At 66.0% G+C, this 15081-nt stretch carries 15 protein-coding genes; 5 read left to right on the top strand and 10 right to left on the bottom strand.

What is annotated here, in order from left to right; all coding sequences use genetic code 11:
* Positions 1-92: 92 nt before the first annotated feature.
* Positions 93-1139, top strand: coding sequence for a sugar ABC transporter permease (locus tag LL06_RS07410; protein WP_244447073.1), 1047 nt, complete (start codon positions 93-95; stop codon positions 1137-1139).
* Positions 1140-1155: 16 nt separating this feature from the next.
* Complete coding sequence (locus LL06_RS07405; RefSeq protein ID WP_035524346.1) at positions 1156-2073, top strand: carbohydrate ABC transporter permease; 918 nt, start codon at positions 1156-1158, stop codon at positions 2071-2073.
* A 57-nt stretch (positions 2074-2130) separates the two neighbouring features.
* Here LL06_RS07405 and LL06_RS07400 read toward each other — a convergent pair whose 3' ends face one another.
* The 4 genes from LL06_RS07400 to LL06_RS07385 are packed head-to-tail and all read right to left on the bottom strand — an operon-like array spanning position 2131 to position 6077.
* On the bottom strand, positions 2131-2676 hold the full coding sequence (locus tag LL06_RS07400) for an SIS domain-containing protein (protein ID WP_035524344.1): 546 nt from the start codon (positions 2674-2676) through the stop codon (positions 2131-2133).
* Positions 2673-4166 carry an FGGY-family carbohydrate kinase gene (locus tag LL06_RS07395; protein WP_035524342.1) on the bottom strand — a complete coding sequence of 498 codons (1494 nt, stop codon included), beginning with the start codon at positions 4164-4166 and terminating at the stop codon, positions 2673-2675. The genes LL06_RS07400 and LL06_RS07395 overlap by 4 nt, the downstream gene beginning before the upstream one ends.
* Before the next feature lies 1 nt (position 4167).
* Positions 4168-5268 (bottom strand): M42 family metallopeptidase, encoded by a 1101-nt coding sequence (locus tag LL06_RS07390; protein WP_244447071.1) that lies wholly within the window; start codon positions 5266-5268, stop codon positions 4168-4170.
* Positions 5265-6077, bottom strand: a complete 813-nt coding sequence (locus LL06_RS07385) for a BtpA/SgcQ family protein (protein WP_035524338.1) — start codon at positions 6075-6077, stop codon at positions 5265-5267. The genes LL06_RS07390 and LL06_RS07385 overlap by 4 nt, the downstream gene beginning before the upstream one ends.
* Positions 6078-6170: 93 nt before the next feature.
* Between LL06_RS07385 and LL06_RS07380 the strand changes: the two genes are divergently transcribed.
* Positions 6171-7199: an aldo/keto reductase gene (locus LL06_RS07380; RefSeq protein WP_035524426.1), complete on the top strand. Its 1029-nt coding sequence runs from the start codon at positions 6171-6173 to the stop codon at positions 7197-7199.
* A 91-nt stretch (positions 7200-7290) separates the two neighbouring features.
* On the opposite strand, the gene LL06_RS07375 is transcribed toward LL06_RS07380, so the two are convergent.
* From LL06_RS07375 to LL06_RS07350, 6 genes are read right to left on the bottom strand one after another with little or no spacing between them, the layout of a single operon-like run.
* A complete protein-coding gene (locus tag LL06_RS07375) occupies positions 7291-8196 on the bottom strand; it encodes a PfkB family carbohydrate kinase (protein WP_035524335.1) in 906 nt (301 codons plus the stop codon).
* On the bottom strand, positions 8193-9176 hold the full coding sequence (locus tag LL06_RS07370) for a sugar phosphate isomerase/epimerase family protein (protein WP_035524331.1): 984 nt from the start codon (positions 9174-9176) through the stop codon (positions 8193-8195). The genes LL06_RS07375 and LL06_RS07370 overlap by 4 nt, the downstream gene beginning before the upstream one ends.
* A 38-nt stretch (positions 9177-9214) precedes the next feature.
* Positions 9215-9952 carry a GntR family transcriptional regulator gene (locus LL06_RS07365; protein WP_052161285.1) on the bottom strand — a complete coding sequence of 246 codons (738 nt, stop codon included), beginning with the start codon at positions 9950-9952 and terminating at the stop codon, positions 9215-9217.
* A 53-nt stretch (positions 9953-10005) separates the two neighbouring features.
* Positions 10006-11004 carry a LacI family DNA-binding transcriptional regulator gene (locus tag LL06_RS07360; protein ID WP_244447070.1) on the bottom strand — a complete coding sequence of 333 codons (999 nt, stop codon included), beginning with the start codon at positions 11002-11004 and terminating at the stop codon, positions 10006-10008.
* Positions 11005-11050: 46 nt separating this feature from the next.
* Positions 11051-12040, bottom strand: a complete 990-nt coding sequence (locus tag LL06_RS07355) for an ABC transporter permease (protein ID WP_035524325.1) — start codon at positions 12038-12040, stop codon at positions 11051-11053.
* A 12-nt stretch (positions 12041-12052) separates the two neighbouring features.
* Complete coding sequence (locus LL06_RS07350; RefSeq protein ID WP_035524321.1) at positions 12053-12793, bottom strand: ATP-binding cassette domain-containing protein; 741 nt, start codon at positions 12791-12793, stop codon at positions 12053-12055.
* A gap of 159 nt (positions 12794-12952) precedes the next feature.
* Here LL06_RS07350 and LL06_RS07345 point away from each other — a divergent pair, with 159 nt between their 5' ends.
* A complete protein-coding gene (locus LL06_RS07345) occupies positions 12953-13933 on the top strand; it encodes an NAD(P)-dependent oxidoreductase (protein WP_035524318.1) in 981 nt (326 codons plus the stop codon).
* Between the two features lie 36 nt (positions 13934-13969).
* The gene (locus tag LL06_RS07340; RefSeq protein ID WP_052161284.1) at positions 13970-14965 is read left to right on the top strand and encodes a substrate-binding domain-containing protein; all 996 of its coding nucleotides are present in this window, start codon (positions 13970-13972) and stop codon (positions 14963-14965) included.
* The last annotated feature ends 116 nt before the right edge of the window (positions 14966-15081 follow it).

Below are 15081 nucleotides of genomic sequence, written 5' to 3'. Positions count from 1 at the left end.
CCGGCGTCTTCATGCAATCCGGGACATGCGCAGTGGCCGAGCAGGGCGATTTCCTCCACGTTGTCACCAATGACAATATCACCCAACGCAGGATGGCGTTCGGGAGGGCGCTGATGTGGGGCTCGGCGCTGGTGCTGGGGCTGGTGGCGCTCGCGCAGACGCTGCAGGAAACCGGCCACGCCGATTTCGGCTTTTCCACCTGGCGGCCGACGCTCTACGCCTATGTGCTCTGGGCGATCTGCCTCTGCTGGGGCCAGGTGCTGATCCGTGGCGAACGGGGCAAGCGGGTGCTGTTCGTGCTGCCGGCGGCGCTGTTCGTCGTCTCCATGGTGGTCTTCCCGCTGCTGTTCGGGCTGGTGATCGCGTTTTCGGACTGGAACCTGTCCTCGCCGACGGGACGGGCCTTCAACGGCCTCGACAATCTTCGCCAGATGTGGACCGACGGCTTCTACTGGAACGCGCTCGCCAACATGGTGCGCTACACGCTGGCCATCATCGTCGAATACGCCATCGCCTTCGGGCTGGCGCTGCTGCTCAACTCGCAGATCCGGGCGCGCAAGTTCTTCCGCGTCGCTTTCCTGATGCCGCTGATGCTGTCGCCGGTGGCCGTGAGCTGGATGATCGGCAAGTCGATGATGGAGGCGCGCTTCGGCCCGCTCGCGCGGCTCGCCCGCGAACTCGGCTGGGAGAACCCCTCGTTCTTCGGAACGCCGGAAATGGCGCGGCTGACGATCATGGTGATGGACGCCTGGACCTATATCCCGTTCATGATGATCATGATCCTCGCCGGGCTGCAGGCGATCCCGAAGGACATCCAGGAAGCCGCCAAGGTGGATGGCGCAAAGGCCTGGCGCGGCTTCTGGGAAGTGACATTCCCGCTGATGCTGCCGGTGTCGATCACGGTGATCCTGATCCGCATCATCTTCAAGCTGAAGCTCGCCGACATCATCATCAACGTCACCGCGGGCGGGCCGGGGGGCGCGACCGACAGCGTCACCAGCTTCATCTTCCGCGAATACCGCGACCGCTCGAATGTCGGCTACGGCACACTTCTGGCGATGGTCTACCTGGTGCTGATCGTGATCGCGATCACGATCGTCATGAAACTCACCGACCGCTGGGCGCGGCCGCGCTACTGACCGGGGAGGCGGGAGAATGAGCCAGCAGATCTTTCACGACAGTCCCGACGATCTCGCCGTCAAGGCGAAATGGTTCTCGGGCCGCGTGGCGATCTACGGCGTGCTGATCCTCTGGGCGATCATCTGCCTGTTTCCGATCTACTGGACCATCACCACCTCGTTCAAGATGGCACCGGACGTGATGAAGGGAAACCTGATCCCGTACTGGGACTACCAGCCGAAATCCTTGGGCTGGAGATCGCTCGGCCTGTCGCCAGACACGATCTGGGCCGAATCCACCGTGCGCGAAGAATTCCTCAAGCGCTTCTACAATTCGGTCATCACCGCGCTCTGCTCTTCGGGGCTGGCGGTGTTCCTGGGTTCGCTCGCGGCCTACGGCCTGTCGCGCTTTTCCTATCGCTTCGGCTTCATGCGCAATTCCGACATCTCGTTCTTCTTCCTGAGCCAGTTGATCCTGCCGCCGGTGGTTCTGGCTCTGCCCTTCCTGGTGCTCTACAAGTCGCTGGCGCTGCTCGACACGCGGATCGGCCTGATCCTGCTCTATACATTGACGGTCCTGCCGATCGTCATCTGGATCATGCGCGACCAGTTCGCGGGCATCCCAAAGGAGCTCGAGGAGGCAGCCCTCGTCGACGGGCTGTCGATCTGGGGGGCGTTCGCCACCATCGTGCTGCCGATCGCGCTGCCCGGCATGGTGGCGGCCTTCATCCTGTCGCTGGTGCTGACCTGGAACGAGTATTTTTTCGCCGCGCTGCTGACCTCGACCCACGCCAACACGCTGCCGGTGATGGTGGCGAGCCAGACCGGCAGCCAGGGGATCAGCTGGTGGTCGATGGCGGCGCTGTCCTTCGCGGCGATCCTGCCGCTGATCGCCATCGGCATCGTACTCGAGCGCTACATCATCAAGGGCATGGCCGCCGGCGCGGTGAAATGAGCCACGGACGGAGGCGGCGAAGCGCGCTTTCTTCGTGCGCAGCTCCCTCTGCGAGGTCTATTCCATGTTGGTGTGCCGCGCCCGCATGGTCTCGCTGGTTTCGCCCAGGCGATCCCTGAGCCGCAGCACCAGGATCTCGAACAGCACGAACAGCGCGCCTTCATAGACCGATCCCATCGGCAGGGTGGAGCTCCCGCCCACGTCCCGCGCCATGGTCTGCGCCGGAACGTTCAGGACCAGATCGGCAAGGCGCGCGGCGGCGCATTCGGGTTCGGCGGTCAGGAACAGGATCCGGGCGCCCGCCGCGCGCGCGACCCGCATCAGCGCGCTAACAGTTGAGAGCTCGCCCGGGCCGGCCGAGCAGAGGAACAGGTCGCCGGACCCGAGCGGCGGCGTGGTCATCGCGTCCTGCATCGAAGCCCTGAGCCCCAGATGATAGAGCCGCATGACGAAGCCCTGGATCTGCAGGCTTTCGCGTCCGCAGCCATAGGCGACAATGGTGTTCGCGGAGGCGATCATCTCCGTGACGCGTTCGATGTCGTCGTCGCGCATGCGTTCCAGCACCGAACCGATTTCATGCAGGGCCTGCTCAAACTGGCTCATGTGTCATGTCCCAAGGCTGCCATGATGTCCCTGGTCCGCTCATAGAGCTGGAGAAACAAGGGGTACTGCCGCGCATAGGCCGCGTGCTCCTGGGCCGCGATGGTCTCGCCCGCCGGGTTCCAGCTCTCGATGTCGTCCGGTTTGACCTGGCCGACGGCGAGCGCCGCGAGAAAGGCGTCGCCATAGGAGGCGCCGGTGGTGACCGAACAGACGATCTGGTCGAGGCCGGTGAGGTCGGATGTCGCCTGCAGCCAGGGCCGGTTCTTGGTGCCGCCGCCCACCGCAAGCACGCGGGCCGGCGTTTGCCCGGCATCCGCATAGGTGTCGGCGATGTGGCGCGTGGCGGAGGCGATGCCCTCGAGCACGGCGCGGTACATGTCGCCCCGGTCATGGGTGAGATCGAGGCCGAAGAAGGTTCCCTTGGCGCTGGAATCATGGATCGGGGTGCGCTCGCCGGAAAAATAGGGCAGGCAGATCAGCCCCCTGGCGCCGGGCGGCGAGGCTTCCGCCTCCCGGGCCAGAACGCCGAAGGCGCCGTCCCGGTCGAGCTCGCGGGCAAAGCGGTCACGGAACCAGTGGGTCAGGGTGCCGGAGGTGGCAAGGCCCGCCATCGCCGCGTGCTGGCCCTGAAACAGCCAGGGCGCATGCCAGAGCCGCGGGTCCGACAGGGGCTTGTCTGACAGCAGGATGATGAAGATGGTCGAGCCATACATCATCATCATGTCGCCCGGTCCCCGGACGCCGACGCTGACGGCTTCCGCCGCCGCATCGATGGTGCCGCAGGTGACCGGCGTGCCCGCGGCAAGTCCGGTCTCGCGCGCCGCCGCTTCGGTGACGTGGCCCGCGATGTCGGTCGACCACATCAGCTTGGGCAGCATCTCCGGCGGGCAGATGTCGCTGAGATCAAAGCACCAGTCCTGCCGCGCCATGTCGTAGAGCGGCGAGAAATTCGCGGCCGTATAGTGGTCGATCACATACTCCCCGGTGAGCCTGGAAGTGATGTAGCTGGTGGACGTCAGGATCCGCGCGGTGCGCACCCAGAGGTCCGGGTGGTTACGCCTGAACCAGAGGATCTTCGGGCCGACCGACTGCGAGGTCAGCGCATTGCCGCAGCGGGCGAGGATCGTGTCCGCGCCGATTTCGGCGTTGAGATCCTCGATCTCGCGGGCCGCGCGCGTGTCGACGCCGTAGAGCACGCCGTTGATGAGCGGCGCGCCGTCCGCGTCGACCGGCAGCATGCAGGGTCCGATCGCCGATGTGGCCACCGCGCGGATCTTCGAAGGGTCGATGCCGCTGTCGGCGATCAGCCTGCGGGTGATGAAGACGAAGTCGCCCCACCAGTTCTCCTCGGCCCGGTGCTCGGCCCAGCCGGCGCGGGGGACGATCATCTCATGCGCGCGGGACGCCTGCGCGACGATGCGTCCGCCATCCTCGACCAGCACGCCCTTGGATTCGAAGGTGCCGATGTCGACGCCCAGCGTGTAGCCCATCTCAGGTCTCCCGCGTCAGCTTGAAGTCCGGGCCGATGCGGCCGATCGCCGCCAGCGCCAGCCTGGTAATCGCCTCGAGATCGCCCAGATCGCAGCATTCGACGGTCGAGTGCGAATGGCGCATCGGAAATCCGATGTCGATCGAGGCCACGCCTTCGCCCACAAGCTGGACATGGGAGAGGTCGGTCAGAACGCCCACCTGGGCCGAGCGCTGCAACGGCATCGCCAGGCTTTCGGAGGTCTGCTCGAACAGCTCGACCATCGCCGGATGGGGGATCACGCCGTTGAGCGTGCCGCGGCCATGGAACGAATAGAGGCTGATGCCGGGCCCGCCGCCGAGCCGCATCTCGCCCCTGTCTTCCATGTCCGGCGTGTCAGTGGCGAGCATCAGGTCGATCTGGATGGCGATGTCGGGCTTGAGCGCCTGGGCCGCCACGAGCGCGCCGCGCAGGTTGAATTCCTCCTGCACGCTGAACACCACATGCACGGACGGTCCATTGCCGTCGCGCGTGGCGAGGCCGCGGGCGATCTCCAGAAGGGAAGCGCAGCCGGCGCGGTCGTCGACCGAGGTTCCGGCGATCCTGTCGCCGGCGAGCTCGATGACCCGGGGCAGGTAGACCACCGGGGTGCCGATCCGGACTCCTGCCGCTTCCACCGCCTGTTTCGAGCCATGGCCGGTGTCGATCCTGATGTCGGGCGCGGTCAGCACCTTGTACTTCTCGTCGGGCGGGGTGGCGTGATGCGCCTTGTTCAAGATGATGCCCGGCACGTCGCGGCCTTCGCCCACGCACAGCGTCACCGCCTGCGCCGCCATCGCGCGTTCGGAAACGCCGCCCATCCGCTCGACCCGGATCAGCCCGTCCGCCTCGATCCTGCGCACGAAGAAGCCCAACTGGTCCATGTGGGTGAAGATCATCACAGAAGGGGAGGACGCGTCGCCCTCGAAGCTGGCGATGACATTGCCCATGCGGTCCACTCGGCTCGAGATGCCCGCATCGGAAAGCCGGCTTCGGATCAGCTTCGCCACCCGTTCCTCGTGGCCCGAAAGGCCCGGCGTCATCATCAGGTCGATCAGGTCCTGCCGCAATCTTTGCCGCATCATGCGCCGCCCCGCGCCGCGCGCGCCCGGTCCATCAGGTCCTGGGCGCGGTGGGGGTCGATCGCCTTCCAGGTGTCGCCGTCGATCTTGAGCGCCGAGCCGATGATGCAGCCGTCGGCAACTGCAAGCACATCGGCGATGGTCGCGTGCTTGACGCCGGTGTTGGCGAGCACAGGGGTGTTGGGCAGCACCTTCTTGACCGCCTCGAGATCGGACAGCGCCGCCGCCTCGCCAGTGATCTGGCCGGAGACAAGCACCGCATCGGGGATCGAGGAGAACACGGCGCTGCGCGCCCGGTCGGCGAGCGGCCGCCGGTCGAGGCTGTCGGCGAATTCGGCCGAGACATTGTAGAGCATCGCCAGGTCGCGCCGGCCGAGGCGATCGCGGTAGCGCATCGCCTTGCCCGCATCCGGCGTCCACGGCCCCATGTCGCTGGCATAGGTTCCGGTGAAGATCTCGCGCACGAAGCGGGCGCCGGTCGCCGCCGCAAGTGCGATCGTGCTCATCGGGTCCCACAGCACATTGACGCCGAACGGTACCGTGATCTCGCCGCGGAGCTGGCCGATCACATAGGCCATGGTGGCGGTCGAGGCGGTGTCGACAGCGAATTCGTAAGGCCGGTCGTTCTCGTTTCCGAACATGACCGCGTCGAATCCGGCCGCTTGAAGCGCCGTGAGGTCGGCGCGGGCGGCGGCCAACAGCCCGTCGAGTCCCGCCTCGCCATCATGGAGCGGCGAGCCCGGCAGCGCGCCCAGATGCACCATGCCGATCACCGGCTTGCCCGGCCCGAACACCTGTCTGAAATTGTCCAAAATACCCCCCTTGCGCCGAAGTCCGCACGCGGGACTATGCAGCCGATCCACAATTATACTAGCATGTTAGCAGGCAGGGAGGTGCGGATGCAATTGAAGACACGACATTGGGACAGGCTCGGACATGGCGGGCTGACCTTCACCGAACTCGGCTTCGGCACGGCGCCGCTGGGCAATCTCTACAGGGCGATTGGCGAGGAGGAGGCCGATGCGGTGCTCTCCCGCGCCTGGGATCTCGGCGTGCGCTATTTCGACACTGCCCCGCTTTACGGCCTGGGTCTGGCGGAGACGCGGATGAACCGGTTCCTGCGGGGAAAGCCCCGCGGCGACTATGTGCTGTCGACCAAGATCGGGCGGTTGCTCAGGCGCTGCGAGGCGGGCGAGGAGCGCGACTGCATCGGCAAGTTCTTCGACGTGCCGGCGCGCAAGGAGGTCTACGACTACAGCTATGACGGGGTGATGCGGTCGCTCGAAGCCTCGCTCGAGCGGCTCGGCGTCGACCGCATCGACATCCTGTTCGCCCATGATCTCGACATCTTCAACCACGGCAGCCAGCAGGCGCTGGACGCGAAGCTCGACGAGCTGATGAACGGCGGTTACCGGGCTCTGGTGGAACTGCGCGAGCAGGGCGTGATCGCCGCCTTCGGTGCCGGCGTCAATGAATGGCAGCCCTGTCAGTGGATGGCCGAGCGGGGAGATTTCGACCTGTTCCTGCTGGCCGGCCGCTACACGCTGCTCGAGCAGGAGGCGCTCGAGAGCTTCCTGCCGCTGGCGGCCGAGCGCGGCATCGGCATCATCATCGGTGGCCCCTACAATTCCGGGATCCTCGCCACCGGCCCCAAGCCCGGAGCCTTCTACAATTACGATCCGGCGCCGCAGGACATCCTCGACCGGGTCGCCCGCATCGAGGCCGTGTGCGATCGGCACAAGGTGCGGATGGTGGATGCGGCGTTCCAGTTTCCACTCGGGCATCCCGCGGTGGTCTCGGTCATTCCCGGCGGCCAGGGGGTCGCCGAAGTCGAAGCCAATCTCAAGGCGGCCACGGCGAAGATCCCCGCCGCGCTCTGGGCGGAGCTCAAATCCGAGGGGCTGATGCGCGCGGACGCACCGGTCGCACACTGAGGGTCGTGCAGGAGACCGATGCGCATCGCTTGTCCCCGTAGGGCGTCGGCGGCGGGTCGTGGCGTACGGGGGGCGGCGCGGCGGCCCGATCCTACCGGCTTGCCGCCTCGGCGATCAGCGTTTCGACGGCTTTGCGCGTGATCACCCGGCGCTGGTCGACTGTGGAGGCGACATGCAGCGCGGCCGCCGCCTGGCCGAAGCGGGCGGCCGCCGTGAGCGCCTTGCCCGAGGCGCTGGCGGCTGCCAGCGCGCCCAGAAACGCGTCGCCCGCGCCATGGGTCGAGACGACCCCGACCGCGTGGCCGGGATGGTGGGTCACCACGCCGGATTCGTAGAGCACCAGACCGTCGCCTCCGAGCGTGACGATGACCGCATGCGGGCCGAGACGGCTCAAGGCCTTCGCGGCCGCAAGCGGATCGAGGGCGGCCTCCGGCTGCGCCAGCAGGTCCGCCGCCTCCACCCGGTTGACCACCAGGATGTCGACCGCGTCCATCAGATCCGGGCCCATCGCCCGGGCGGGGGCCGCGTTCAGAAACACACATGCGCCGGCGTTGCGGCCCTTGAGCGCGACGGCGAGGTTGACCGCTTCGGGCACTTCGTTTTGCAGCAGAACCGTGGTCGCGCCTGACGGGATCTCGATCCGGGACGGATCGATCTCGAGGTTCGCGGCCGAGACGATCACCGCGCCGTAGCCGCCCGAAGGCTCGACGATGGCGACGCTCATTCCCGACGCGCCAGGGTCGCGCTGCACCTGGCTCACATCGACGCCAGCCTCGATCAGGCCCTGCAGCAGCACCTCTCCGGACGCGTCGCCGCCCACCCTGCCGGCGAAGGCCGTGGATGCCCCCATCCGCGCCGCGGCGACGGCCTGGTTGCCGCCCTTTCCGCCGGTCACGTAGCTCACCGCGGAGCCCGCCACCGTTTCGTCGAGCCGCGGCAAATGCGGGGCGTTGACGATGACGTCGTAATGCAGCGAGCCGCAGACGAAAACGCTCACCGGCCCGCCCTGTAGAGCGCGTCGGCGACAATGCCGAGGGAGGCGGTGGCGTCCTGGCGGGCAATGGCCTCGGCGAGCCCCTTGTGACCCGAGAGGCTGGCGGCCACGGCACGCAGCCGCTCGGCCATCTGGATGTTGGCGCGCGCCTCGGCGCGAGGGTCGAGCCCGCCATGATCGGGGAAGGTGTCGAAATAGATGACACCGTCATAGCCCATGCGGTCGAGCTCGACGAACAGCTCCACCGTCTGCACCGGATGCACGGAGCCCACCATCAGGCCGTCGTCGCGCTTGCCGTAGCCGTCGTTGAGATGTACGCCCATGAGTTTCGCGTGGCGGCCGATCAGCCGCGCCGACTGGGCCGGGATCTCGTCGGCATAGAGCACATGGGCGAAATCCAGCGTCACGCCGAGATTGGGCCGTCCGGCTTCGCGGATCGCCAGCAGCGTCGTGCCGATATCGGGCATGAGGGCGAAGGCGCGGGGTTCGTTCGGCTTGTACTCGATGGCGATGTCGAGATCGGGATTGTGGTCGGCCACCGCCTGGATCGCGGCGATGGTGTCGTCCCACATCCGCGCATAGTCGCCCTGGAAGGAATAGTCGACGCCGTCCTGGCCCATCCACAGCGTCATCAGCCTGCCGCCCATCCGGGCCAGCGCGTCGAGGCCGCTTTTGGTGATATCGACCGCCGCCTGGCGGACCTTCGCATCGGGATGGGTGAAGGCGCCGAGCCGGAAGCCGGGATCGGTGTAATAGCGCATCGCCAGTCCGTTGAGCGCCATGCCGTGGGAGGAGAGGATCGCGGAGAGCTCATCCGGCGAATGATCCGCGAAATGGTCCGGATAATTGAGGTCTGCGGCGTCGAGCCCCTCGACCCCGGCGGCGCGGGCGATCAGGTCCGCGGCCGTCGGCTTGCCCGGCAGGCCGGTCTTGAAGGCGTTGAGCCGGGCGGCATAGCGCGGGCGATTGGGAAGATCGGGCATGGCGGGCCTTTCAGAGCTGGGACGCGGCTTCTCCGCCATCAGCCTTTGGTGTCGAACCAGTCCGGATGAGTCTCGACCAGCGGCTCGAGAAACGTGATGAGCTGGCGCAGATGATGCCGCGTCGCCGTGCGCGCAGCCTCGGGGTCGTGCGCCTCGAGTGCCGAGACGATCGCCTTGTGTTCCTCGAGCGTCGCCTCGATGCGGCCGGGCGCCGGCAGGATGAGCTGCCGGGCGCGGTTGACATGCACCCAGGCGGTTTCGGCCATCGTCGCAAGCCGTTTGTAGGTGGTGAACGACAGGATCAGCTCATGCATCTTGGCGTCCATCTGGTAGAAGCCGGCATTGTCGCCGTCCTGCATCAGCGCTTCCTGGATCCGCAGGTTGCGGCGGAGCAGGACCAGTTGCTCCTCGCTGATCGTGGCCGCGACGATCTCGACCGCCGCAAGCTCCAGCGCCTCGCGCAGGAACGCGCCCTCGCGGATCTCGTCCATCGACAGCCGGGCGACGAAGGTGCCGGCCTGCGGCATCACATTGACCAGGCCCTCAGCCGCCAGCCGCGCCACGGCTTCGGACACCGGCGAGCGGGATACGCCGAGCTCGGCGCAGATCTCCTGCTTCTGCATGATTTCGCCCGGCCGGAAGGTCAGCCCCAGGATCGCCTGCTTGAACGACAGGTAGACCTTCTGGGCGAGCGTGCCGGAAAATTCATCCAGCGCTGGCAATGCGGGCCGTGGAGTCGGGGTCTCGGACAGGGGTGCATCCTTCGTTCGGGGCATTCTAAAATGTTAGTCGCATGCCTGATCTGTCAAGCCGGCGGCGGCCGCCGCGGCTAGACCGAGTCCCGCTCGACGATCGTGCATTCCACCTTCAACTGGTCATGGCTGCTCTTGAGGCCGCCGGCGATGTCGTGGATCATTTCCACTGCCATCGCCCCCATCTGGAACAGGGGAAGATGCAGCGTCGTCAGCGGCGGCCGGATGAACTGGGCGATGTCGCGATTGTCGAAGCCGATCACCGACACGTCCCCGGGGACGGACTTGCCGCGCTCCTTGAGCGCCTCGATGCAGCCCAACGCCATCAGGTCGTTGGCGCAGAAGATGGCATCGGGCGGATTGGGCAGGTCCATCAGCACATGCGTTTCCGAATAGCCCGACGACGGTTCCCAGTTGCCGTGGCGCACCAGCTCGGGATCGAAGGTGAAGTCGTTGCTCGCCAACGCCTGCTTGTAGCCGCGCAGCCGGTCGCGCGGATTGTCGAGGCCTTCCTGGCCGTTGATCAGGCCGATCCGGCGACGGCCGGCCTGGATCAGCCGCTCGGTCGCCGTCCGGCCGCCGGCGACGTCGCCCGGCAGGATCGAGGGCAGGCGCCGGTTCTGGTCGTAGCAATTGACCAGCACCGACGGCAGCTTGAACAGCGCCTCCGGCGGGTCAATCTTGCGGGTCAGGATGGTGCCGAAGATATAGCCCATGAGCGGCTGCCGCTGGCATAGCGAGAATACGTCCTCGTTCGGATCCTCGCCTTCGCGGAAAATGCCGAGCGTGACGATGACGCCCAGCTCCAGCGCCTTTTCGCGGGCGCCCTCGAAGGCGAGCGCCATCCAGGGGTCGGTGGTCAATTCGTCGGTGAGGAAGGCGATGACCCGGCTTTCGGACGGATCGGCGGCCACCGACCTGTTGGGAAGCCGGTAGCCCAGCTCGTTGACCGCATCCATCACCTTCTTGCGCGTCGCCTCGCTGAACCGGGCTCCCGAACTGCCGTTGAGAATCAGCGATACCGTGGCCTGCGACACGCCCGCCCGCGCGGCGACATCCATCATTGTCGGTTTCAAGGCATTCTCCATGCTGCGTGCCCTGGCAACCCAACCTCACGCCAACCTAGGTTCGGAAATTCCGGAATCGGTCGAATGCCACGGCCACGATGATGAAGGTACCTATGAACATTCCCTGCCAGAAAGTCGAGATGCCGAGCAGGATGAGGGAGTTGCGGATCACCTCTATCAACAGGGCGCCGACGACCGCGCCGAGCGCGGTGCCCTCGCCGCCGGCCAGATTGGCGCCACCGATCACCGCCGCGGCGATCACCGTGAGCTCCATCGCCTGGCCCAGATTGGTGGTGACGCTACCGAGCCAGCCGGCCATCAGGATGCCGGCCAGGCCCGCCGTGAAGGCGGAAAACATGTAGATGCTCACCTTGAGCCGCTTGACCGGAATCCCGGTCAGCACGGCCGCATTCTCGTTGCTGCCGATGGCGAAGAGATGCTGGCCCCAGCGGGTCCATTTGAAGGCGAGCGACATGACGATGGTCAGGGCGGTGAGAACATAGAGCGGATGCGGCAGGCCGAGCGTGGAGCCGCCGCCGACCCAGAGCAGGATGTCGTGGTCGGGCCCGAACTCCCAGATCATCTTGTTGTCGGATAGCACCATGGCGAGCGAGCGGGCCGCCGAGAGGGTGCCGAGCGTCACCACGAAGGCGGGCATACCCGCATAGGCGATGAGAATGCCGTTGAGCAGGCCGACCAGCAGCGCCGCGCCAAGCGCCAGCAGCGCCGAGAGCCAGAACGGCAGGCCGCCCGACATGGCGACGCTGATCACCATGGCGCTGAGCACGACGGATGAACCCACCGACAGGTCGATCCCGCCCGAGGCGATGACGGCGGTCATGCCGATGGCGATGATGGCGACAAAGGCGAAATTGCGGGCGACGTTGAACAGGTTGCGCTCGCTGGCGAAGGTGTCGGTGAGCAGGCTGAGCGCCAGGCAGGCAAGCACCGCGGCGGTGAAGACCCAGAAGACCTGGAGCCCCCGGATGCGGGAGAACAGGCTGTCGTGCTGGGATCTGCCGATGATGTCGTCGAGTGAAGTCATAGTCTTTCCCCCTCAAGCTGCGTCGATGGCGCCGGTGATGAGCCCGGTCACTTCTTCCGGAGACGATCGGGCTGCCGCCTTGCTGCTGACCAATTCGCCGCGGCGCAGGACGGCGATCCTGTCGGACACGGAGAAGACATCGGGCATGCGGTGGCTGATCAGGATCACGCTGATGCCGCGGTCGCGGAGCCGGCGGATGAGATCGAGGACCTCGGCGACCTGGCGCACGGAAATGGCGGCGGTGGGCTCGTCCATCATCACGATCTTGGGTTCGGACAGCAGCGTGCGCGCGATGGCGACCGCCTGGCGCTGGCCGCCAGACATTTTCCGCACCTGGTCGCGCGGCCGTGTCTCCGACTTGAGCACCTTGAACAGGTCGGCGGAGACCGTGTTCATGCGCCTGTAGTCGATATATCTGAACGGGCCGAGGCGGCGCAGCGGCTCCCTGCCGAGGAAGACATTGGAGGCCGCCGACAGATTGTCGGCGAGCGCCAGGTCCTGGTAGACCATCTCGATGCCTTCGCGCTGCGCGTCGATCGGCTTGTGGAAATGCACCTCTTTTCCGTCGATCCGGAGTTCACCGCCCGATGGCCTAAAATTGCCGGCGATGATCTTCACCAGGGTCGACTTGCCCGCCCCGTTGTCGCCCATCAGGCCGAGCACCTCTCCCGGTTCGATCGACAGCGACACTCCGGACAGCGCCTGAATCGCCCCGAAGTTCTTCGATAAGCCCTTGATAACAAGCCGCGACATTCTTCCTCCTCGTCATGTTCGCCCTCAGGGTGCGGCGTCTCCGCGCCGTTCCCCACACTCCTCCGCCGCGCATTCTAGCACAGTGTATCACTAATAGCTTGACTTAATATTATTAGTAAACAACACTTGTCGATGAACTGACAGACCTTGGAGGACTGGATGAGGCTGCTCGTGACGGGGGCTGCGGGAAAGGTGGGGCAGGTGTTCCTGCCTGCGTTGCTTGCGGATCCGCGGTTTGCCGATTGGGAGATCGTGGCGCTGTGCCACAACCGGCTCGTCGAGGCGGACCACCGCGTCGCCATCGTCTCCGGCTCGATTTCCGACGCGGCAGTTGTCGCCGAGGCCATGGAAGGGGTCACGCATGTGCTGCATCTGGCCGCCGTCAAGGAATCGCCCGACCTGGTCTTCGACGTCGCGCTGAAGGGCCTCTATCTGCTGCTCGAGGCGTTCCGCGGCTTGGCGGATGCGCGCCAGTTCCTCCTGCTCAGCGGCGATTGCGTCGTCGGCCACATCTTCCAGCCCTATGGGGAGCCGATCACGGAGGCATCCCCGCGCAAGGCCTATCCGGGCTGCTACGCGCTGACCAAGGTGCTCGAGGAGACGATGCTGGAGCAATACGGCGTCCAGTACGGCGTGACCTGGACGACGCTGCGCGCGCCCTGGATCATGGAGAAGGACGATTTCCGCTTCGCGCTCGATTTCGGCGACGGCCAGTTCGGCGGTCCGGCCTGGACGGAGATCGTCGACGAGGCGGCGCTCGCGCGCTACCGCAACGGGCGCTACGTGCCGGTGCTGCGCGATGCCGGCGGGGACTACCTGAAGCGCAACTTCGTCCATGTCGACGATCTTGTTGCCGCGATCCTGGCATCGATCGCCAATCCGCGGGCCTATGGCCAGTTGTTCAACATCTCGATGGACCGGCCGGTGGATTACGGCGCGGTGGGGCGGATCCTCAAGGCCAGCAACGAGCTGGAGCCGATCGAGATCGACACCCCGTTTCACAGCAACTGGCTCGACAATTCGAAGGCGCGGATGGTGCTCGGATGGGCGCCGGAGGTGGGGCTCGAACAGCTTGCCGACCGCGCCTGGCGCTACGAACGCAAGGAGAATGACCCGCGCGTCGTTTGGTATCCCGGCTAGGGCAGGAGGCCCGCCGGAGTAAGTGGAGGAGAGAACATTATGAAAACCAAACTGATGGCTGTGACAGCCCTATCCGTGATGATGCTGGCGGCCGGATCGGCCGCCGCGCAGGAAAAGAAGACCCTGGCGATCGTCGTCAAGGGCCTGGACAACCCCTTCTTCGAGCAGATCAATCTGGGCTGCCAGAAGTGGATGTCGGAAAATGCCGACAGCGAATATGAATGTCTCTACACCGGTCCGGCCTCGTCGGCAGACGAAGCCGGGGAAGTGCAGATCGTCGACGACCTGCTGACCCGTGGCGTGGCGGCGATCGCCATCTCGCCATCGAACGCGCCGGCCATGGCCAACCGCATCCGGGACATTGCGCCGAGTGTTCCGGTGATGACGCTGGACGCGGATTTCCTCGAGCAGGACCGCGATCTGCGCAAGACCTATCTCGGCACCGACAACTATCTGATGGGCGTGAAGATGGCCGAGCAGGCGGCCATGCTCAAGCCCGACGGCGGCACGGTCTGCCTGCAGCTCGGCAATGTCGCCGCCGACAACATCAATGCCCGCGCGCAAGGGTTCCGCGACACCGCGGGCGGCGAGAAGGGCATCGACCGCCTGACCGGGCAGGGCGGCTGGACCGAGATCGAGGGGTGCCCGGTGTTCACCAACGACCAGGCCGATCTCGCCAACCAGCAGATGTCGGACGTGTTCACGGCGAACCCGGACCTCGATGCCTTCATCCTGATCGGCGGCTGGGCGCAGTTCGCGCCGCAGGCCTATGCCCAGGTGACCGACCAGGTGATGGACAAGCTCAAGAGCAAGGAGCTGATCATCATCGCCGGCGACACCCTGCCGCCGCAGACGCAGGCCTTCCGCGATGGCCGCAGCCATTCCCAGGTCGGCCAGCGCCCGTTCGAGATGGGCTACCGGGCGCCGGATGTCATGATCCAGCTCATCAACGGCGAGACGGTGGAGGATCCGCTGTTTACCGGTCTCGATGTCTGCAATCTCGAGGATCCGGGCTTCTGCGCCGGCAACTAGGGTCTCCCGAGGGCGATGGGGTTGGCTTGCAAAAGCCGCCCCGTCGTTTCCCCTGACGGGACCGGGAATCATTAATAATATTACTGATTCCCGATGATCAAGCTCACGTATCAATC

The organism is Hoeflea sp. BAL378 (genome assembly GCF_000759435.1).
In the GTDB taxonomy this organism is placed as follows: Bacteria; Pseudomonadota; Alphaproteobacteria; order Rhizobiales; family Rhizobiaceae; genus Hoeflea.
This window is presented reverse-complemented; position numbering and strand designations above follow the sequence as displayed.